The sequence below is a fragment of the Streptomyces sp. NPDC004065 genome, assembly GCF_044903565.1.
GTDB lineage: Bacteria > Actinomycetota > Actinomycetes > Streptomycetales > Streptomycetaceae > Streptomyces.
The window spans coordinates 139,699-158,348 of the sequence record NZ_JBJDQT010000019.1 but is presented as its reverse complement, the minus strand read 5'-3'; the positions used below and the strand labels follow the sequence as shown (position 1 = coordinate 158,348).

Genomic DNA, 18,650 nt, shown 5'->3' with positions numbered 1-18,650 from the left:
CCCCGTTGGGCCGGGGGGGCGGGGGCGCGCGCCGGGGCGCCCGCTTCTTTGTCCGCGTACTCAGGCCGGGCGGAGTGACGTGGCCCGGGGGGGGGGGGGCCCCCCCCCGCGGGGGGGGGGCCGCCCCGCCCCGTCTCAGCCCTGCCGTACGGACCCTGACCGCCCCGCCGCCGTCCGGGCCCGCGGCCGACCCCCGCGCCCCGACGGCGAGTTCCGGGCCGGTCCGCGCTCTCCTCGCGTATGCGGCAAGAAATATGACGGCCCTTTGGAAAACAACTGCCGATTTCCGCTCCGCACCCGGCACCGGGACTTTTCCCGGAAAGCATTGTGGATCAGGAAGCCGGTAAGTCCGCCCGCACGTCGGTCGTGCGCGTCGGCGAGGACATCGCGGGATCATCGCGGGGTACGCCATCCCGTACCGGGCGGTAACGGAATGTCACCGTCCGCCCGCATACGACGGCGGCCCGTCCGCGTGATCGCAGACGGGCCGCCGGTTCCGGGTGGGCGATACTGGGTTCGAACCAGTGACCTCTTCGGTGTGAACGAAGCGCTCTCCCACTGAGCTAATCGCCCGGGCGCAGGAAGAACATTACCGCATGTCAGCCGATGCTCGGCACCGGCCGGTCCCCGCGGGCGGGATCACCGGGTCCCGTCCGGGATCACTGGTCCCTGACGTTCCACGGCAGCACGAACCCGAACCTCCACAGGTAGGCCCCGGCCAGCGCGCCGACGATCACCACGCCGACCGCCGTCAGGATGATGTTGCGGCGGCGCACCCTGGGGTCGAAGGCCCGCTCGGCGGCCTCGGTGACCTTGCGCTTGGTCCAGCGGAGCACGAGCTGGGCCCAGACGAACTCGGTCGCCCAGATCGCCATGCCCGCGAAGATCACCACCCAGCCCGGTCCGGGGATCACGAGCATGACGACGCCGGCGGCGACCACCGCGAGCCCGGCCACGAAGATCCCGACCTGCCAGCTGACGTGCAGCACGCGGCGTGACCGGATGAATTCCGGAGCCCGGGACCCGAGCCCCTGCCGGTCGTCCGCCCCGTCCGGTCCCATCTCGCGCTTCACTCCGTCCGACGCCCCGGCCACCTCGCCCTCTTCGTCACTCCCCGTATTCATGCCGTGAACCCTACCGGAGAGAAACAAGTCACCGTAATGGGCGTACCTCGCGAACACGTTCTCGGCCGTAAGAGTTACCTAAAGCCAGGCAAAACACTCAGAGGGGTTTACAACGGCACCGTAGGTGGCATGTCGATTTCGCCGACGTGCGAATCCCCGAGCGCACACTGAGCGAAAGGCCCTGGCGCTTATGAACACCACGGTCAGCTGCGAGCTGCACCTGCGCCTCGTTGTGTCGAGCGAGTCCTCCCTGCCTGTCCCCGCAGGCCTGCGGTACGACACGGCCGACCCCTACGCCGTGCACGCCACCTTCCACACCGGAGCCGAGGAGACCGTCGAGTGGGTGTTCGCCCGCGACCTCCTCGCCGAGGGGCTTCACCGGCCCACAGGTACCGGCGACGTCCGAGTCTGGCCGTCGCGCAGTCATGGACAGGGCGTCGTGTGCATCGCCCTGAGCTCCCCGGAGGGCGAGGCTCTGCTCGAGGCCCCCGCGCGGGCCCTGGAGTCCTTCCTGAAGCGGACGGACGCCGCCGTGCCCCCCGGCACGGAGCACCGGCACTTCGATCTTGATCAGGAGCTCTCGCACATCCTCGCGGAAAGTTAGCGGCGAGCCCTTCAGGGCCCGCCCATGGGGCTGCCCGTTGCCGTCCACTCGGGGAGACGGCTCGGGCCAGGACAACCGCATAGGGATGCACCGGCACCGGCACCGCACGAGTCCTCGTGGGGAGCCGGTGCCGGCGCGTGCCCGCGCCCGCGCCCGCGCCCGGAAGCCGGGTGTGCCGGCGCGTCCCCGCGCCCGCGCCCGGATGCCGGGTGTGCCGGTGCCCGCGCGGTTCCCCGCCCCGACGCGCTCCTCGGGTGACGGCGGAGCCATTACCATCGGCCTGCATCGGCGGGCGTGTGCCCGACCCCCAGGGCAGGGAGCGAGACGTGCTGATCACCCACGACACCCGGTGCGCGCTGGACACCGTGGTCGATCTGGTGAACACCGCGCCGGAGGACGACACGGCGCAGGACGGGCTGGCGGACGTCGCGGCGCTCGAGGAGTTCGTACGGAACCACGAGATCAGCGATGTGGGAGTGCTCTCGGACTTCGACCTCTCCGCGGTGCGCAGGATTCGCGGCCGGTTCGCCGGGATCTTCGCGGCCCCGGACGCCCGCACGGCGGCCGGGATGATCAACGAGCTGATCGCCGCCGCGGGCACCACCCCCCGGCTGACCGACCACGACGGCTACGACTGGCACGTGCACTACTTCGCCCCGGGAGCCTCCGTCGCCGACCACCTGGCCGCCGACTGCGGCATGGCGCTGGCCTTCTTCGTGGTGGCCGGGGAGCGGGAACGGCTGCGGCGCTGCGAGGCCCCCGACTGCCGGCGCGCCTTCGTCGATCTCTCCCGCAACCGCTCGCGGCGCTACTGCGACAGCCGTACCTGCGGCAACCGGCTGCACGTGGCCGCGTACCGGGCGCGCCGCAAGGAGGCGGCCGGCTGAGGCCGGACGGTGTCGTCGGTCCCCGGCGGGTGACGCCGAGGACCCACGGTACGGCTCACAGCAACAGCAGGTCGTGCAACGCAGCCATGAGCAGCAGACACCCGATCACCGCAAGGAAGATCATCAGCGGCGGCTGGGAAAGGGCGAAGAGGCACCCGCGCGGCTCGTCCTGCGGCGGCGCGGCCTCGCTCTGTGTCGTGTCCACCATCTCGCGGTGATGATGACGCAGCCGGCGCCTCCGGCGCGATCAACACGCCCGCAAGGTGCGGGAGTTCGCCGGATCACGTGATCTTCGTTTCGAATGCTGCCGGGTGTTGAGCACTTCCGGGCACACCCCGGACACCCTCGGTCACACCGGGCCGGGGGGACGGACCGGGGAAGGAACGGGGGAACGACCGGGGCGGCGTCAGATGCCGTGCTTCTTGAGGATCGCCTCGATGTCGCTGAAGTCGTCCTCGCCGCGGGGCGCCGCCGCCGGGCGGGAGGAGGGACGGGAGGCCGCACCGGCCGCCGGGCCCAGGGACGGCGCCGACCCCGCCGACCCCGCCGGAGCCACCGCGTCCCGCTCCGCCGCCCGGGCGGCCCGGCGCTCCTTGCGCGTGCCCCCGCGGCGGCGCTCCACCGCGCGGGTCGTCGCGAACAGCGCCCAGGAGCAGCCGAGCAGCACGAAGCCCGCCCAGGCGGTGACGCTGAAGGCGGTGTCGGCCAGCCAGCCGACGATGCCGGTCATCACCAGGGCGACCGGGACGAGGGAGTAGGCGGCGATCCGGGCCGCGGCGAGGAAGCGCTTGCGGTACGCCGTGACCGCGGCGATGCCCAGGCCGGCCGCGGAGACGGCGGAACAGACGGTCTCGGCGATCATGCGGTCCTCCAGGAGTGCTCACCGGGTCCCGGCGGGCCGGCCGGGCCGGGTGGTTCGTCCCTTCCATCCTGCACCGTCCCCGCCTCCCGAGGCCATGCTCACGGCTGACATCAGGGAGATCTCCGGGTCGCCTCCTCCGCAGGTCCCGGCCGGGCCGGCGCCGCGCCGTCCGCCGGTTCGGGCCGTCCGCCCGTCCGCCGGTCCGCGCCGTCCGCCCGTCCGCCGGTGTCTGCCGCACCGCCGGTGCCGGGCGAGCGGGCGGGCCGGCGGGCGGATTGGGCCGTACCCCGCGGGCCTGGGAGACTGGGCCCATGAGCGACTCCTCCCCCGTCCGCCCCGCCGTCCCCGTCCTCGACGTGTGGTGCGAACTCCAGTGCCCCGACTGCCGTACCGCGCTGGACGACCTGCGCGCGCTGCGCGCCCGCTACGGCGACCGGCTGGAGCTGCGGCTGCGCCACTTCCCGCTGGAGAAGCACAAGCACTCCTTCGCCGCCGCACAGGCCGCCGAGGAGGCCGCTGAGCAGGGGCGGCTGTGGCCGTACGTGGAGGCGGTGCTCGGCCGGGTGGCGGAGCTGGACCGCGAGGGCGAGCCCTTGCTGGTCGAGGTTGCCCGTGAACTGGGTCTGGACGCCGAGGAGTTCGACACCGCGCTGATCGACGGGCGGCACATCCTGATCGTCGACGCCGACCAGGCCGAGGGCAAGGCGATCGGCGTGACCGGCACACCGACGTACGTCGTCGGCGGCGAGCGCCTGGACGGCGGCAGGAGCCAGGAGGGGCTGCGCGAGCGCATCGAGGAGATCGTGGACGGGCTGCTGGCCGGGACCGGCCCGACCGGCTGAGGTCGCACCGGCCCGCGCCGCTCGGCCCGGTGCCCGGCCGCCCGGTGCGCCGGCCCGCCGGCCCCGCCGGACACCGCGCGCCGAGCGGGCCCTCACGTTCCGTGGCCGCGCCCCAGGGGCGGGCGGCGCGGCAGGCGGCGGGCGGCGCGGCGGCGGGCGCCCGGTTCTAGAGCAGGTTCTTGTACATGGCGTACAGCACCGGCTGGTAGCCGAGCGAGTCGTAGAGCCGCTCCGCCGGGGTGTTCCCCGCGAAGACGTTCAGGCCGAGGACGCTCGCCCCGGCCTCCAGGGACTGGCGCTCCGCGAGCAGCATGAGGGAGCGCCCGTGGCCCCGGCCCCGGAAGCGCTCGTCGGTCTCGACGTCGTACACGAACGCGTGGTCCCCGGTGACGGCGAGCCACAGGGTGCCGACCCGGGTGCCCTCGTGCTCCAGGGCGCTGATCAGCACGCCCGGCGTCGCGGTCCCCCGCGGGAGCAGCCGGGCGTGGTCGTCCTCGGACTTCGCCCAGGCCTGCCCGGGCGGTACGCCCCGGTCGATCCAGCTCCGGGCGTAGTGGGCCTTGCCCTGCTCCAGCCATGGCCCGTACTCGTCGTCGCTCAGCGGCCGGCTCCGGGTGCCCGCGGGGAGGCCGGGCGCGGACGGGCCGAGCCGTTTCTCCATGCCGCGGTTGCGCTGCACGTAACCGAGCGCGGTGACGAGCCGGACCGCGGCCTCCGCGTCGGCGGGCACCGAGGCCTCGACGCGCTGGCACCCCCAGCCCCGGGCCACCTCCTCGGCGGCGAGCGCGGCCACCGTGCCCCGGCCCCGGCGGCGGTCCGGCTCCTCGACGCGCAGATCGAGGATGCGGGCGACGGACTGCCCGAAGACGGGATGCGTGGCGAGGTGTACCGCGCCGACGGGCCTGCTGTTCACGCACACCTGGTAGCGGCGCGAGCGGGTCCCGTCGGCGTGGTGCTGAAGCGGCTCGGTCGGCCGCAGTGTCGTGGTCATCAGGGGTGTTCTACCCGCCGCCGCGCCGGGAGTCAGCCGAATTTTCCCGCCCGGCCCGACCCGCGGCGGCGAACGCCGGGGCCGTCCGCCGCCCGACCCGTGGCCGCGAAGGCCGGGCCCGTCCGCTGCCCGGTGCGTGGCCTCGGGGCCCCGCGTGGCCCAGGGGCCCAGGTCGCCGGTGGCGCGGACCCGTCGTCTCAGGGGTCCAGGTCGTCCGCGGCGCGCTCGTCGAAGACGCGCATGGCCTTGGCGGTCACCGGGCCCGGCGCGCCGGGCAGTTCGCGGCCGTCGACCCGGTGCACGGCCTGGATGTCGCGCAGCGTGGAGGTCAGGAAGACCTCCTCGGCGCGCTCGAGCACGTCCAGTGGCAGGTCGGTCTCCCTGGCCCCCGTCCACTCGATCGCGAGCGCCCGGGTGATGCCCGCCAGGCAGCCCGAGGCGAGCGGCGGGGTGTGGATCTCGCCGTCGAGGACGACGAACACGTTGGACCCGGTGCCCTCGCAGAGCCGGCCGGCCGTGTTGCCGAACAGGGCCTCGGAGGCGCCCTGTTCGTGGGCGCGGGCGAGCGCGACGACGTTCTCGGCGTAGGAGGTGGTCTTCAGGCCGGTGAGCGCGCCGCGCTCGTTGCGGGTCCAGGGGACCGTGATCACGGCGGTGGAGTCGGGGCGGCGCGTGGTCTCCCCGAGGGCGACGACCAGGGTGGGCCCCCGGTCGCCGCGGTCGGAGCCGAGGGGCCCGTGGCCGCCGGTGTAGGTGATGCGCAGCCGGCCCAGCGGCACCGGGTTGGCCTCCAGGACGGCGGCGCAGGCGCGGCGCACCTCGTCGTGGTCCGGGTCGGGCAGGCCGAGGCCGCGCGCGGAGCGGGTCAGCCGGTCCAGGTGGCGGGTGAGCGCGAAGAGCCTGCCGTCGGCCGCCTTCACCGTCTCGAAGATGCCGTCGCCCACGGTCAGCCCGTGGTCGAGAACGGAGACGCGGGCGGACTCGATGTCCCGTAGCCCGCCGTCGAGCCAGATCTTCACCGTCGCAGTCCCTCTCCGCTGTCCTCGTACGCGGCCCCGGGGGCCGTCCCGTACGTCTCGTCGTGCGTCCCCGACGCTACCGCGAGCAGCCGGGCCGCCTTCAGCTCGGTCTCCCGCCACTCCCCCTCGGGGTCGGAGTCCCAGGTGATGCCGGCGCCGGCGCCGAAGCGCAGCACGGCCGCCCCGTCCGCGGTCCGGTCGATCCAGAAGGTGCGGATGCCGACCGCGAGCTCCGCGGTGCCGCGGTCGGCGTCGACCCAGCCGACGGCGCCGCAGTAGGGTCCGCGCGGCGCGGTCTCCAGGGCGTCGATGATCCGCAGCGCGCTCGACTTGGGGGCGCCGGTGATCGATCCGGCCGGGAAGGCGGCGTCCAGCAGTTCCGGCCAGCCGGCGCCCTCGCGCAGTTCGCCGCGGACGGTGGAGACGAGGTGGACCAGGCCGGGGTGCTTCTCCACGGCGCACAGGTCGGGGACGGTGACGCTGCCGGTGGTGCAGACCCGGCCGATGTCGTTGCGCACCAGGTCCACGATCATGACGTTCTCGGCGTGGTCCTTCGCCAGCAGCTCCGCCTCGGTGCGGGCGGTGCCCTTGATCGGCCCGGACTCGACGGTCCGCCCGTCGCGGCGCAGGAAGAGCTCGGGGGAGGCGGTGGCGATCTCGACGCCGTGCCCGGGCAGGCGGATCGTTCCTGCGTACGGCGCCGGGTTGCCCCGGGCCAGTACGGCGGTCAGCGCGTCCACGTCCGCGTCGGCGGCCACGGGGGCGGAGAGCACCCGGCACAGGTTCACCTGGTAGACCTCGCCGGCCGCGATGTGCTCGTGGATGCGCCGTACACCGGCCGTGTAGGCGGCCCGGTCCAGCGAGGAGGTCCACGCGCCGGCGGCCGGCCCCCGCCACGCTCCGGGCGCCGCGGCCGGCACCGGCTGCTCGCGTACGTCCCGGAAGCGGGCGCAGGTCAGCCGGCCCTCGTAGTCGGCGGCGACGGCCCAGAAGCCGGTGGAGTCCAGGGCCGCGGGGTCGCCGGTGACGTCGGCCAGGCCGGTGGCGAGGCGGTCGCCGAAGCGCGCGAGAGGAGGCAGGTCGAGCACACGGCCGAGTGTAAAGCGGGTGTCGCCCGGGCGGTCCGGGCCCGCCTCACGGGGGCTGACCAGGTGCTCCGGCGGACGCACCGCAGCACGCTGCGCAAACGCGTTTTTGTGCTGGCCGGGGAATCCGCTAGAGTTCAACACGTCGCCGGGGCGCGCAAGCGCACCGAAACGACAGGCGGACGTAGCTCAGTTGGTAGAGCGCAACCTTGCCAAGGTTGAGGTCGCGAGTTCGAGCCTCGTCGTCCGCTCGAAGGAAGAGGGGATCCGCGGGTCCCCGCACTCCTGGTGGAGTGGCCGAGAGGCGAGGCAACGGCCTGCAAAGCCGTCTACACGGGTTCAAATCCCGTCTCCACCTCCAAGGACGATTAGCTCAGCGGGAGAGCGCTTCCCTGACACGGAAGAGGTCACTGGTTCAATCCCAGTATCGTCCACTGGAGCCCCCGGGCTTCACCCCGCGCGATTAGCTCAGCGGGAGAGCGCTTCCCTGACACGGAAGAGGTCACTGGTTCAATCCCAGTATCGCGCACGCGACACCCACGGCCGGCCCTTCGGGGCCCGTCGTGGTCCCGAGGACGATTAGCTCAGCGGGAGAGCGCTTCCCTGACACGGAAGAGGTCACTGGTTCAATCCCAGTATCGTCCACGCGCACCGAAGCCCCCGGCCGTCCCGTACGGCCGGGGGCTTCGTCGTGGCCGCCCCGCTCATCCGGAGACGGGACCGCTTCGCTCAGCTGGAGAACAGCATGTGCCCGAAGCTCTTGTGGCGGTGGTGACCGTAGTGGCCGCCGCCGTGGTGGCCGCCGTGCGGGGCGCCCCAGGCGGGCGCCTGCGGGGCCGGGTAGCCGCCCGGGGCGGGCGGGGGCGGCGCGGGCTGGGACCACTGCGACTCCAGGCGGGTCAGCGCCTCCAGCTCGCCGTAGTCGAGGAAGATGCCGCGGCAGCCGCTGCACTGCTCGATCTGGACGCCGTTGCGGTTGTAGGTGTGCATCGGCGCGTGACACTTCGGACACTGCATGCTCGGCTCAACTCCTCGCCGGTCGGTGCTGCTTGGGGCCTCGCCGGGACAGACTCCGTCCGGCTCGGGTCGGTTGCAGCCTACTTCCCCGGTCCGCCGGGCAACTCCGGCGGGAGGCGGTCCATTCGGTCGCAGGCGTCCACCACGGCCTGCTCGATCTCGTCCAGCGGGCGCCCGGCCGCGCCGGCCCTGACGACCGCCAGGGCGGCGGTCTGCACGGTGAGGGCGCGGGCGGGCACGTCCAGGGCGGGCCACGGGTCGCCCGCCGCGGGGACGGCCGGGCCGCCGGCCGCGCGGTAGGCGGCCAGGAAGCGCGACCACTCCCCGGGCGGGAGCAGTCCGCAGGCGTACCAGGCGGCGGGGCGGGCCAGGTCCCAGCCGGGGACGCCGGTGCCGAGGTCGTCCACGTCGATGAGCAGCCACGGGCCGTCCGGCGCCGGGTGGCGGACGAGCTGGCCGAGGTGGAGGTCGCCGTGGCAGAGGGTGCCGTCGTCCGGCATGACCGCCTCGGCACGGGCCCAGGCGGGGAGCGTGGACCAGGCGCGCAGGACGGGGTCCACGGCGGATCGCGGGACGGGTGCGCCGGGGGCGGCGGCGCGGAGGCGGGCGACGGCGCGCGCGGCCTTGGCGGGGCCGCGCATGGGCGGCAGGCCCGGCGGGGCGGGGCTGCGGTGCAGCCGCGCGAGCAGGGTGGCGGCGGCCTCCCAGGGGGCGGCGTCCGGGTCGTCGGGGTCCACGGGGGTGCCGTAGGGCCAGTACGTGACCAGCCGGCCGTGGTCGTGCAGGGCGGCGGCGGCCGGCGAGAGCGGGGGCAGCAGGATGCCGGGGAGCGCGGACGCGGTGGCCATGCGGAGGGCCAGCTCGGCGGGGTCGGTGCCGGGGGCGTGGGCCTTCGCCACCGTACGGGCGTGCCGGACCACCGTGGCGTCGGACCGGGCGGCCAGGACCGCGGTGTCGCAGCGGCAGCCGCCGCCACCGGCGTGGGCGACGCGGCCGGCCCGGACGGTCAGCTCGGGCAGCAGGGCGTCGGCGGTCACGGTGACTCCTGGGTACGGCGGGCGGCTCTGGCGGCGAGGGTACGCGGCCGGGCGGGGCACGGGCGGAGGGGCCCGGGGTCGCGGGGTCGAGGGGCCGAGTCCGGTCGCGGTGCCGGTCTGCCGCCCGTCCGGCCGCATGGGGGGCATGGGTAAATGCCGGCGCAGCTCCCCAGCTGCGCCGGCATTCTGCCGTCCGCCGTACCCCCGTCCCCACGGGGTTTCATGGGTGGATGTCCCCGCCCGGACCGCTCTTCCGGGCCTGGGGTCGCCGCTCAGCGCCCCAGCATCACGCCCACGGACGACGCCTGTGTGGCCACCGTGTCCCAGCCGTCGAAGACGAGCAGGAGCAGGGCGGCCAGGGGGAGGGCCATCAGGGTCGCCACCAGCGGGTGGCGGCGGCCCGTGCGGCCGGGGCGCGCGAGGCGTCCGTGCGCGCGGAGCAGCGTCCGCGGTGCCGTGTGGGCCATGGTCCCTCTCCCGACCGTCTCGGTTGTCGTCGGCAGCGGCGGGTGCCTGACCTCGGGGGACGAGTGCTGCACCCGCCGCTTGACCTCAAATCTAGGCGCGCGGCGGGTACCGGTCGTCATGCCCTCGTACCGATTGCCGGGCCTCCCGGAGGATGAGCTTCGACCTGCGGTCTACTCCCCTGGGTGGAGACGCGCTCCGGGGTCTCGGGGTCTTCCCGGAGGGGGCGCCCCCTCCGTGTCCCGCTCCCGGGCGGGCCCCGGAACGGAGCGGGTGACTTCACTCACTTCCGGCGCACCGCGGTCCGCCGTCGGCGGCGGGCCGCCACCGCCGCGTGTGCCGCCGCGCCCGTGCGGGGCCGGTGCGCCCGCGTCCCGCCGGGTTCCGCGCCGGCCGGACCCCGTGGGTCCAACCCTCCTGCCGCGGTGGGAGTTTGGGATCATGGGCCGTGCCGGGCCGTGTCGCCCCCACGGTCCCTGACCGCCCCTCAATTCCTGGGCGCGGCACTGAGAATCGATCGGTTCGAGAGGGCGCGGCCTCTGCGCGGGAACGGCCCCGGAAACGTAAGCTGTGGCTCGTCACAGGGACCGGGCAGCGGGGATGAACATGGCGATGATGCGCCTGAGGCGCGAGGACCCGCGTGTCGTCGGCTCGTTCAGGCTTCACCGACGGCTGGGCGCGGGCGGGATGGGCGTGGTCTATCTGGGCTCCGACCGCAAGGGCCAGCGGGTCGCGCTGAAGGTCATCCGGCCGGATCTGGCGGAGGACCAGGAGTTCCGCTCGCGGTTCGCCCGCGAGGTCTCGGCGGCGCGGCGGATCCGGGGCGGGTGCACGGCGCGGCTGGTGGCGGCGGACCTGGACGCGGAGCGGCCGTGGTTCGCCACGCAGTACGTGCCCGGGCCCTCGCTGCACGACAAGGTGGCCGACGAGGGCGCGCTGAGCGCGGCGGAGGCCGCGGCGATCGGGGCCGCCCTGTCCGAGGGGCTGGTCGCGGTGCACGAGGCCGGTGTCGTGCACCGGGACCTGAAGCCGTCCAACATCCTGCTGTCCCCCAAGGGGCCGCGGATCATCGACTTCGGCATCGCCTGGGCGACCGGCGCCTCCACGCTCACCCACGTCGGCACCGCGGTCGGCTCGCCCGGATTCCTCGCCCCGGAGCAGGTGCGCGGGGCCGCCGTCACCCCGGCCACCGACGTGTTCTCGCTGGGGGCGACGCTGGCGTACGCGTCGACCGGCGACTCGCCGTTCGGGCACGGCAGCTCGGAGGTCATGCTGTACCGGGTGGTGCACGAGGAGCCGCAGCTGCACGGCGTGCCGGACGCGCTGGCCCCGCTGGTGCGGGCCTGTCTGGCCAAGGACCCCGAGGAGCGGCCCAGCACGCTGCAGTTGTCGCTGCGGCTGAAGGAGATCGCCGCGCGTGAGGCGCAGGGCCTGGGCGACGTGCGCCCGCCCGCGCCGCGCTCCGCCGAGGCCGACCGGCCCACCGGGCGGCTCGCCGACACGTATCCCGACGCGTACGCCGGGTCGCAGCGCGCCGGTCACCCCGAGCAGCAGCGGGTGGCGCGGCGCCCGCAGGGTCCCGGCTCCTCCCCCGGCACTCCGGTCCCGCGGGGGACCGTGCCGCCCTCGCGCGGCGCCGTCCCCGCCTCGCGGGGCGGCGGGCCGGCGCGCACGGGCGGGGCGTCCCGGGGCCGCACCACCGGTGTCTCCTCCCGGGCGGGCGGTGGGCGGCCGACGCCGGCCTCCCGCAACGGTGCGCGCACCGGCGGCGGCGGGCGTCCCGGCCCGCGCGGGTCGGGCGCGCGGGCGCCGCGCGGCACCTCGACCGGCAGGCGGCCCGCCAATCCGCGGCTGCTGCGCCAGCGCCTGTTCGTGTTCGTCGTGGTGACGCTGCTGGTCGCGCTCGGCATCGCGGCGGCGCAGGGCTGCCAGGGGCCCTCGCGCGGACTCGGCGGCGACGGCGACGGCGTCGGCACCGTGCGGGCGGCGCGGCCGTACGCCGCCGGACACCCGCACGGACCGGCGTACGGCGACGGCGACGGGCGGGGCCGTACGCCGCTTCAGGACTCCGGGCGGCCCGTCGCCACCGCGTAGAAGGCGACCGCCGCCGCCGCGCCGACGTTGAGCGAGTCGACGCCGTGGGACATCGGGATGCGGACCCACTCGTCGGCCGCGCCCAGGGCCCGGGCGGACAGCCCGTCGCCCTCGGCGCCGAGCATCAGGGCCACCCGGTCCATGCGGTGCGGGGCGACCTCGTCCAGCGGTTTCGCCCGCTCGTCTGGGGTGAGGGCGAGCAGCCTGAAGCCGGCCGCGCGCACCGGCTCCAGCCCGCCGGGCCAGCCGTCGGCACGGGCGTACGGCACGGAGAAGACCGCGCCCATCGAGACCTTGACGCTGCGGCGGTACAGCGGGTCGGCGCAGTCCGGGGAGAGCAGCACGGCGTCCATGCCGAGCGCGGCGGCCGAGCGGAAGACGGCGCCGATGTTGGTGTGGTCGTTGACCGCCTCCATCACCGCGACGCGGCGGGCGGTGCGCAGCAGTTCGGCCGCGGTGGGCAGCGGCTTGCGCCGCATGGAGGCGAGCGCGCCGCGGTGCACGTGGTAGCCGGTGACCCGCTCGGCGACCTCGGGGGTCACCGTGTAGACGGGGACGGGGAGTTCGTCGATGACGTCGCGCATGACGTCGACCCACTTGGCGGACAGCAGCATCGAGCGCATCGCGTAGCCGGCGTCCCGGGCGCGGCGGATGACCTTCTCGCCCTCGGCGATGAACAGGCCCTCGGCGGGTTCGCGCCTGCGGCGCAGCTCGACGTCGGTCAGGTCGGTGTAGTCGCGCAGGCGCGGGTCGTCGGGGTCCTCGACGGTGATGAGATCGGCCACGGGTGTCACTGCCTCTTGTCGTGTCTGCGGTGCCGGCGGCACGCACGCCTCATGTGGTCCGCGGTCCCGCGGGAACCCGGGGGCCCACCCGGACGACCTCCCCGATGACGATGACGGCCGGCGGCCGGACCTCCTCGGCCCGTACCGTCTCGGCGACCGTGGCGAGGGTGGCGTCCACGCGGCGCTGGGCGGCGGTGGTGCCCTCCTGGACCAGGGCGACCGGGGTGTCCGGCGACCTGCCGTGCTCGACGAGCGTCCGCGCGATCCGGTCGATCTTGTCGACGCCCATCAGCACCACCAGCGTGCCCGTCAGCTTCGCCAGGCTCGGCCAGTCGACCAGGGACCGCTCGTCGTCGGGTGCCACATGGCCGCTGACCACGGTGAACTCATGGGCCACGCCGCGGTGGGTGACCGGGATGCCGGCCGCGCCCGGAACTGAGATGGAGCTGGAGATGCCGGGCACCACCGTGCAGGGTATGCCCGCCTCGGCGAGCGCCTGGAGCTCCTCCATGCCGCGGCCGAAGACGTACGGGTCGCCGCCCTTGAGCCGGACCACCGACTTGCCCTGCTGGGCGTGCTCGATGAGCGCGTTGTTGATGGCCTCCTGGGCCATGGCGCGGCCGTAGGGGATCTTCGCCGCGTCGATCACCTCGACGTGCGGCGGGAGTTCGGCGAGCAGGTCGCGCGGGCCGAGGCGGTCGGCGATGACGACGTCGGCCTCGGCGAGCAGCCGGCGGCCGCGGACCGTGATGAGGTCGGGGTCGCCCGGGCCGCCGCCGACAAGGGCGACGCCGGGGGTGCGGGTGCGGTGGTGGGGAGCGACGAGCGTGCCGTCGCGCAGGCCCTCGACGACCGCGTCGCGGATCGCGGCGGTGTGCCGGGGGTCCCGGCCGCGGGCGCTGGTGGTGAGTACGGCCACGGTGACGCCCTCGCTGTGGCCGGTGGCCGGGGTCCAGGCGGTCGCCGCGTCGGCGTCGTCGGAGCGTACGCACCACACGCGGTGCCGCTCGGCCTCGGCGGAGGCGCGGGTGTTGGCGTCGTGGTCGCTGGTGGCGATCAGCGCGTACCAGGCGTCGGCGAGGTCGCCGTCCTGGTAGGCGCGCCGCCGCCAGGTGATCTCGCCCGCGTCCGCCATGGCCTCGACGGAGGGCGTGGCGTGGGGCGAGACGAGCACGATGTCGGCGCCCGCGGCGATGAGCGCCGGGAGGCGGCGCTGGGCGACCTGGCCGCCGCCGAGGACGACCACGCGGCGGCCGGTCAGACGGAGGCCTACGGGGTAGGCGGGGTGTTCGGCCATGGGCGGTGCGGCTCCTCGTCCGGGCGGTCGCTGCGGCGCGGCCTGGTGCGGGCAGTCGAAGCGGAGGGGCGGGCGCTACGGCTCTGGAGCGGCCCTGACGTGCGGATTCTAGGAGGTGCGTTCAGCGTACGGCCGGGGTGGGGTGGGCGCAGGGCCGCACCGGCCACCCCGGCTCGCGGTCACTTCTCGGTGACGCCCGCGGAGTCGAACGTCGCCACCTCGTGCATCGCCCGTGCCGTGCTCTGCACCAGCGGCAGGGCGAGCAGGGCGCCGGTGCCCTCGCCGAGGCGCAGGTCGAGGTCGACCAGGGGGCGCAGGCCGAGCTTGTTCAGGGCGGCGACATGGCCCGGTTCGGCGCTGCGGTGGCCGGCGATGCAGGCCGCGAGCACCTCGGGGGCGATGGCGCGGGCGACCAGCGCGGCGGCGCCCGCGCTCACGCCGTCCAGGATCACCGGCGTGCGCAGGGAGGCCCCGCCGAGGAGCAGGCCGACCATGGCCGCGTGCTCGAAACCGCCGATCGCGGCGAGCACGCCGATGGGGTCGGCCGGGTCCGGCCGGTGCACCTCCAGGGCGCGGCGGACCACCTCGGTCTTGCGGGCCAGGGTCTCGTCGTTGATGCCCGTGCCGCGGCCGGTGACCTCGGACGGGTCCGCGCCGGTGTAGACGGCGATGAGCGCGGCGGATGCGGTGGTGTTCGCGATGCCCATCTCACCGGTGAGCAGGGCTTTGTTGCCGGCCGCCACCAGGTCGCGGGCGGTCTCGATGCCGACCTCGATGGCCTTCTTGGCCTCCTCGCGGGTCATCGCGGGGCCGGTGGTCATGTCGGAGGTGCCGGCGCGGATCTTGCGCGGCAGCAGGCCGGGGGTGGCCGGGAGGTCTGCGGCGACGCCGACGTCGATCACGCAGACCTCGGCGCCCACCTGGCCCGCGAAGGCGTTGCAGACCGCTCCCCCGCCGAGGAAGTTGGCCACCATCTGGGCGGTGACCTCCTGCGGCCAGGGGGTGACGCCCTGGGCGTGGACGCCGTGGTCGCCGGCGAAGATGGCCACGGCGGCGGGCTCCGGGATCGGCGGCGGGCACTGCCGGGACAGCCCGGACAGCTGGGCGGAGATGATCTCCAGCATGCCGAGAGCGCCGGCCGGCTTGGTCATCCGCTTCTGCCGCTCCCAGGCCTCGCCGAGCGCCTTGGCGTCCAGCGGCCGGATCTGGGCGACGGTCTCGGCGAGCAGGTCGTGCGGGTCCTCGCCGGGCAGCGCGCGCCGACCGTACGTCTCCTCGTGCACGACCCAGGACAGCGGGCGCCGCTTGGACCAGCCGGCCTGCATCAGCTCGGGCTCGTCCGGGAACTCGTCGACGTATCCGACGCACAGGTAGGCGATGACCTCCAGGTGCTCGGGCAGGCCGAGGGCGCGGACCATCTCGCGCTCGTCGAAGAAGCTGACCCAGCCGACGCCGAGGCCCTCGGCGCGGGCCGCGAGCCAGAGGTTCTCCACCGCGAGGGCGGCGGAGTACGGGGCCATCTGGGGCTGGGTGTGCCGGCCCAGGGTGTGCCGGCCGCCGCGGGTCGGGTCGGCGGTGACGACGATGTTCACCGGGGTGTCGAGGATGGCCTCGATCTTGAGTTCCTTGAACTGCTTGGCCCGGCCCTTGGGCAGCGACTTGGCGTACGCCTCGCGCTGGCGCATGGCGAGCTCGTGCATGGTGCGCCGGGTCTCGGCGGAGCGGATGACGACGAAGTCCCAGGGCTGCGAGTGGCCCACGGAGGGCGCGGTGTGGGCGGCCTCCAGGACGCGCAGCAGCACCTCGTGCGGGATCGGGTCGCCGCGGAAGCCGTTGCGGATGTCGCGGCGCTCGCGCATCACCTTGAGCACGGCCTCGCGCTCGGCCTCGTCGTAGCCGGGTGCGGCCGGTCCGGAGGACTGCCGGGCCGGCGCCTCGGCCGTGCCCTCCTCGGTCGTGCCCTCCTCGGCCGCCTGCCCCTGCTCCTGCTCCTGCCCCTGCCCCTGCCGCTGTCCGGCCGGTTCGCCCGGCTCGCCCGGTTCGGCGCCCCGGGTGTCCAGGTCGTCGGCGTGCTGGACCGGCTCCGGTCCCGCGGCGTCCTGCCCGGGTACGGCCGCGAGGTCGCCGTCGCGCGGGGCGGGGACCGTGACGACCGGCCCCTGGGGGGCCTCCGGCACGGTGTCCGCCTGCTCCTGTCCGGCCGGCGGGACGGCCGGGTGCGGCGGGGCGGGGGCCAGGTGGGGGGTGGTGGGCACCGAGCCCTCGACCGGTACGAACTGCCCGAGCGGCTGGTCGGCCGCCGGCACGGACGGAACCGTCGTGGGCAGCACCGCGCCAGGGTGCTCGCCCTGGGTCTGCTCGCCCGGGGTGTGCTCGACCAGGGGCGGCCCGACCGGGGCCTGTTCGCCCGGGGGCTGCTCGACCGGTGGCTGCTCGTCGGGAGCGCCGGCGGTGGGCGTTCCGGCGGCGGGCGTTCCGGCGGCGGCCACGGGGCCGACGGTCTCCGGGTCGGTCGCGGTGCCCGCTCCGGCCGGCTCCGCCGAGGGGGCGGCAGGGGCGTCGGCGGGGCCGGCCGGCGGCGTGGCCTGCGGGTGTTCGGGGGCCGGGACGTGCCCGGTGTGCTCGGCGGCGGGCATGGGTGCGGCCTCTCCGGTGGTGGCCTGCTGCGTGGGGGCCGGAAGCTCGGCGTCCGGATGATGGGCGTCCGCTTCCACGATGGGGTCACCGGGGGGCGCGGGGGCCCCGGCCGTCTCCACCGCCGCTCCGGGCAGCGGGCCCTGGGCGTCGCCGGGCGCGGGGAAGCCCTCGGCGCCGGCCGGGGCCGTCCCGGCCGGGGTCCCGGCCCGGGGGGCGTCGGCGGCCTCCTGGGTGTGCGCGGCCCCGTCCCCGTGGACGGCGGCGGCACCGGCGGCCGGTGACGGCTCGGGAGCCGCGTCCTGCGTCTGCGCCCCTTCGGCCTGCTCGGGCGTGCCGGAGTCGCCCGGCGCCGGGCCGGGTTCGGCAGCCTGCGGTGTCTGCCCCGCCTCACCGGCAGCGGCCCGGGCGACGGCCTGCGCCGGCTCCCAGCCCGGGTCCACGGGTGCCTGCGCGGCCTCGGTGACCTGCGTCGCATCGGGCACCTTGGCCGCGTCGGCGGCGTGCGCCGCGTCGGACACCTGAGCCGCGTCGGCGGCCGGATCCGCGTGGGGCGCCTGCGCCGCTACCGTGACCTGCGCGGCGTCGGGGGCCGGCACCGCGTCGGACACCTGAGCCGCGTCGGCGGCCGGCACCGCGCCGGCGACCTGCGCGGCGTCGGCCACCTGCGCCACATCGGCGACCGAGGCGTCGGCGGCCTGGGAGGGGTCGGACGCCTGCGTCGGGTCGGGGGCGGCCTGGGCCGCGTCGGCCGTCCGCGCCGCGTCCGGGGCCTGCGCCGCCTCGCCGGCCGGTGCGGCCTGTGCGGCCTCGGCGGTGGGCACGGCTTCCGTCTCCGGGGCGGACTGTGGGGAGGCGGCGCCCTCGGCGCCCTCCCCGGCCCCGGTTCCGGGCGCGCCCGGGACCCGGTCCGCTCCGGCGGCGGGGGCGCCCGCGGGAGCCGCCGCGCTCCCCGTGGCGTCGGCCGCCTCGTGACCGGCTTCCGCGGCGGGCACGGCGGTGGCGTCCTCGCCGGTGCGGGAGTCGGCCGCGCCCTCGGGCAGGTCCCCGCCCGCCGGGCCCTCGACACCCTGCGCCGCGTGCGCCGGCTCGGCGGGGGCCGCGTGACCGTCCTCCGGCCCGCTCACGGCCGGCGTACCGGCCGGTGCCGCGCCGTGTTCCCCCCGCGCCTCCGGGCGGCCGTACCCGGTGGCACCGGCCTCGGCCGCCAGCCGGGCCACGGCGGCCTGGGCCGCGTCGCCCGGCTCGGCATCCGGAACAACCGTTCCCACGGCCGTCGCCCCCGCACCGACCCCGGGCACCGGCGAGACCGCCACAGCGGCCTGCGCCGCCTGCGCGCCCCAGGGGGCGGCGCCCTGCGGCGCCCCCTCCGGCGACTGCGGGGCGTCGAGGTACTCGGGGCCGGGCGCGGCCGTCCCCGGCCGCCGGACCGGCGCGCCCGCGGGGCCGCGGTCGGCCAGCGAGCGGACCGGGCTGGCGGAGGCGTCCGGGGTGGGCGGGCCGAGGTGCAGCGGCCGGCGCTGCGGCGCGGCGCCGGCGGGCATGGGGGTGACGGCGGGCGGGACCGGAGTGCCCGCGGGCGTGTGGCCCGGGTCGGGGTGCAGGACGCCGCCGAGGTCGACGGAGCCGCTGTCGCGGCCGGACGTCTCGTGCGGGCCCGGCTCGTGGACGGCCTCGACGACCGGCTCCGGGGCGGGCGGGGGCACCTCGTTGCCCCACGCGCCCTGGGAGCCGGGGAGCAGCAGGTCTTCGTCCTCGGCGGGCGTGCCGGAGAGGTAGGTGTACGCACCGTGCGGGGGGACGCCCGGCTGCTCCACCATGCCTGCGCTCTCCGGCTGCCCCTCGCCCGGGACCTGGCCGGTGTCGGTCATGCGTACCCCTCGCCCATCGGTTTAGTGCTTCTACGA

16 protein-coding genes and 6 tRNA genes are annotated in these 18,650 nt (G+C 75.9%); 9 read left to right on the top strand and 13 right to left on the bottom strand.

Annotated features, from left to right (window positions below):
- Nucleotides 1-501: 501 nt before the first annotated feature.
- Nucleotides 502-573: transfer RNA gene (locus ACI2LW_RS21030), tRNA-Val, on the bottom strand.
- 86 nt (nucleotides 574-659) lie between these two features.
- On the bottom strand, nucleotides 660-1,124 hold the full coding sequence (locus ACI2LW_RS21025) for a TIGR02611 family protein (protein WP_404732717.1): 465 nt from the start codon (nucleotides 1,122-1,124) through the stop codon (nucleotides 660-662).
- A 190-nt stretch (nucleotides 1,125-1,314) separates the two neighbouring features.
- Here ACI2LW_RS21025 and ACI2LW_RS21020 point away from each other — a divergent pair, with 190 nt between their 5' ends.
- Nucleotides 1,315-1,728 (top strand): SsgA family sporulation/cell division regulator, encoded by a 414-nt coding sequence (locus ACI2LW_RS21020; RefSeq protein WP_004002642.1) that lies wholly within the window; start codon nucleotides 1,315-1,317, stop codon nucleotides 1,726-1,728.
- 326 nt (nucleotides 1,729-2,054) lie between these two features.
- A complete protein-coding gene (locus ACI2LW_RS21015) occupies nucleotides 2,055-2,615 on the top strand; it encodes a CGNR zinc finger domain-containing protein (protein WP_404732716.1) in 561 nt (186 codons plus the stop codon).
- A 55-nt stretch (nucleotides 2,616-2,670) separates the two neighbouring features.
- Here the strand turns inward: ACI2LW_RS21015 and ACI2LW_RS21010 are convergent, their stop codons facing one another.
- Both ACI2LW_RS21010 and ACI2LW_RS21005 read right to left on the bottom strand, forming a co-directional pair.
- Complete coding sequence (locus ACI2LW_RS21010) at nucleotides 2,671-2,823, bottom strand: hypothetical protein (RefSeq protein WP_404732715.1); 153 nt, start codon at nucleotides 2,821-2,823, stop codon at nucleotides 2,671-2,673.
- A 198-nt stretch (nucleotides 2,824-3,021) separates the two neighbouring features.
- Nucleotides 3,022-3,477, bottom strand: a complete 456-nt coding sequence (locus tag ACI2LW_RS21005) for a hypothetical protein (RefSeq protein ID WP_404732714.1) — start codon at nucleotides 3,475-3,477, stop codon at nucleotides 3,022-3,024.
- A gap of 311 nt (nucleotides 3,478-3,788) precedes the next feature.
- Here ACI2LW_RS21005 and ACI2LW_RS21000 point away from each other — a divergent pair, with 311 nt between their 5' ends.
- A complete protein-coding gene (locus tag ACI2LW_RS21000) occupies nucleotides 3,789-4,319 on the top strand; it encodes a DsbA family protein (protein WP_404732713.1) in 531 nt (176 codons plus the stop codon).
- Between the two features lie 166 nt (nucleotides 4,320-4,485).
- Here ACI2LW_RS21000 and ACI2LW_RS20995 read toward each other — a convergent pair whose 3' ends face one another.
- The 3 genes from ACI2LW_RS20995 to ACI2LW_RS20985 all read right to left on the bottom strand — a co-directional run bounded on the left by ACI2LW_RS20995 (nucleotide 4,486) and on the right by ACI2LW_RS20985 (nucleotide 7,417).
- Nucleotides 4,486-5,310 carry a GNAT family N-acetyltransferase gene (locus tag ACI2LW_RS20995; RefSeq protein ID WP_404732712.1) on the bottom strand — a complete coding sequence of 275 codons (825 nt, stop codon included), beginning with the start codon at nucleotides 5,308-5,310 and terminating at the stop codon, nucleotides 4,486-4,488.
- Nucleotides 5,311-5,507: 197 nt separating this feature from the next.
- A complete protein-coding gene (locus tag ACI2LW_RS20990) occupies nucleotides 5,508-6,329 on the bottom strand; it encodes an aminotransferase class IV (RefSeq protein WP_404732711.1) in 822 nt (273 codons plus the stop codon).
- On the bottom strand, nucleotides 6,326-7,417 hold the full coding sequence (locus ACI2LW_RS20985) for a chorismate-binding protein (RefSeq protein ID WP_404732710.1): 1,092 nt from the start codon (nucleotides 7,415-7,417) through the stop codon (nucleotides 6,326-6,328). The genes ACI2LW_RS20990 and ACI2LW_RS20985 overlap by 4 nt, the downstream gene beginning before the upstream one ends.
- Nucleotides 7,418-7,592: 175 nt before the next feature.
- Here ACI2LW_RS20985 and ACI2LW_RS20980 point away from each other — a divergent pair.
- The 5 genes from ACI2LW_RS20980 (at nucleotide 7,593) to ACI2LW_RS20960 (ending at nucleotide 8,059) form a co-directional block, all read left to right on the top strand.
- Nucleotides 7,593-7,665: transfer RNA gene (locus ACI2LW_RS20980), tRNA-Gly, on the top strand.
- A gap of 36 nt (nucleotides 7,666-7,701) precedes the next feature.
- A tRNA-Cys gene (locus ACI2LW_RS20975) sits at nucleotides 7,702-7,775 on the top strand.
- 1 nt (nucleotide 7,776) lies between these two features.
- Nucleotides 7,777-7,848, top strand: a tRNA-Val gene (locus ACI2LW_RS20970).
- Nucleotides 7,849-7,871: 23 nt separating this feature from the next.
- A tRNA-Val gene (locus tag ACI2LW_RS20965) sits at nucleotides 7,872-7,943 on the top strand.
- A 44-nt stretch (nucleotides 7,944-7,987) separates the two neighbouring features.
- Nucleotides 7,988-8,059: transfer RNA gene (locus ACI2LW_RS20960), tRNA-Val, on the top strand.
- An 84-nt stretch (nucleotides 8,060-8,143) separates the two neighbouring features.
- Here the strand turns inward: ACI2LW_RS20960 and ACI2LW_RS20955 are convergent.
- The 3 genes from ACI2LW_RS20955 to ACI2LW_RS20945 all read right to left on the bottom strand — a co-directional run bounded on the left by ACI2LW_RS20955 (nucleotide 8,144) and on the right by ACI2LW_RS20945 (nucleotide 9,935).
- On the bottom strand, nucleotides 8,144-8,431 hold the full coding sequence (locus ACI2LW_RS20955; RefSeq protein ID WP_404732709.1) for a zf-TFIIB domain-containing protein: 288 nt from the start codon (nucleotides 8,429-8,431) through the stop codon (nucleotides 8,144-8,146).
- 80 nt (nucleotides 8,432-8,511) lie between these two features.
- A complete protein-coding gene (locus tag ACI2LW_RS20950) occupies nucleotides 8,512-9,468 on the bottom strand; it encodes a phosphotransferase (protein ID WP_404732708.1) in 957 nt (318 codons plus the stop codon).
- 272 nt (nucleotides 9,469-9,740) lie between these two features.
- Nucleotides 9,741-9,935, bottom strand: coding sequence for a hypothetical protein (locus ACI2LW_RS20945; RefSeq protein WP_404732707.1), 195 nt, complete (start codon nucleotides 9,933-9,935; stop codon nucleotides 9,741-9,743).
- 598 nt (nucleotides 9,936-10,533) lie between these two features.
- Here ACI2LW_RS20945 and ACI2LW_RS20940 point away from each other — a divergent pair.
- Nucleotides 10,534-12,027 (top strand): protein kinase, encoded by a 1,494-nt coding sequence (locus ACI2LW_RS20940; RefSeq protein ID WP_404732706.1) that lies wholly within the window; start codon nucleotides 10,534-10,536, stop codon nucleotides 12,025-12,027.
- Here the strand turns inward: ACI2LW_RS20940 and ACI2LW_RS20935 are convergent.
- From ACI2LW_RS20935 to cobT, 3 genes are all read right to left on the bottom strand, one after another.
- Nucleotides 11,994-12,812, bottom strand: coding sequence for a TrmH family RNA methyltransferase (locus ACI2LW_RS20935; protein ID WP_404732705.1), 819 nt, complete (start codon nucleotides 12,810-12,812; stop codon nucleotides 11,994-11,996). The genes ACI2LW_RS20940 and ACI2LW_RS20935 overlap by 34 nt on opposite strands.
- Nucleotides 12,813-12,861: 49 nt before the next feature.
- The gene (gene cobA / locus ACI2LW_RS20930) at nucleotides 12,862-14,109 is read right to left on the bottom strand and encodes a uroporphyrinogen-III C-methyltransferase (RefSeq protein WP_404732704.1); all 1,248 of its coding nucleotides are present in this window, start codon (nucleotides 14,107-14,109) and stop codon (nucleotides 12,862-12,864) included.
- A gap of 179 nt (nucleotides 14,110-14,288) precedes the next feature.
- Entirely contained in the window at nucleotides 14,289-18,614 is a 4,326-nt protein-coding gene (gene cobT, locus ACI2LW_RS20925) for a nicotinate-nucleotide--dimethylbenzimidazole phosphoribosyltransferase (protein ID WP_404732703.1), read from the bottom strand.
- Nucleotides 18,615-18,650 lie beyond the last annotated feature (36 nt).

Excerpts from the sequence above, each read along its gene's own strand:
- ACI2LW_RS21025 (WP_404732717.1), bottom strand. The coding sequence starts at position 1,124 with ATGAATACGGGGAGTGACGAAGAGGGCGAGGTGGCCGGGGCGTCGGAC.
- ACI2LW_RS21020 (WP_004002642.1), top strand. The coding sequence starts at position 1,315 with ATGAACACCACGGTCAGCTGCGAGCTGCACCTGCGCCTCGTTGTGTCG.
- ACI2LW_RS21010 (WP_404732715.1), bottom strand. The coding sequence starts at position 2,823 with ATGGTGGACACGACACAGAGCGAGGCCGCGCCGCCGCAGGACGAGCCG.
- ACI2LW_RS21005 (WP_404732714.1), bottom strand. The coding sequence starts at position 3,477 with ATGATCGCCGAGACCGTCTGTTCCGCCGTCTCCGCGGCCGGCCTGGGC.
- ACI2LW_RS21000 (WP_404732713.1), top strand. The coding sequence starts at position 3,789 with ATGAGCGACTCCTCCCCCGTCCGCCCCGCCGTCCCCGTCCTCGACGTG.
- ACI2LW_RS20995 (WP_404732712.1), bottom strand. The coding sequence starts at position 5,310 with ATGACCACGACACTGCGGCCGACCGAGCCGCTTCAGCACCACGCCGAC.
- ACI2LW_RS20955 (WP_404732709.1), bottom strand. The coding sequence starts at position 8,431 with ATGCAGTGTCCGAAGTGTCACGCGCCGATGCACACCTACAACCGCAAC.
- ACI2LW_RS20945 (WP_404732707.1), bottom strand. The coding sequence starts at position 9,935 with ATGGCCCACACGGCACCGCGGACGCTGCTCCGCGCGCACGGACGCCTC.
- ACI2LW_RS20940 (WP_404732706.1), top strand. The coding sequence starts at position 10,534 with ATGAACATGGCGATGATGCGCCTGAGGCGCGAGGACCCGCGTGTCGTC.
- cobA (WP_404732704.1), bottom strand. The coding sequence starts at position 14,109 with ATGGCCGAACACCCCGCCTACCCCGTAGGCCTCCGTCTGACCGGCCGC.
- cobT (WP_404732703.1), bottom strand. The coding sequence starts at position 18,614 with ATGACCGACACCGGCCAGGTCCCGGGCGAGGGGCAGCCGGAGAGCGCA.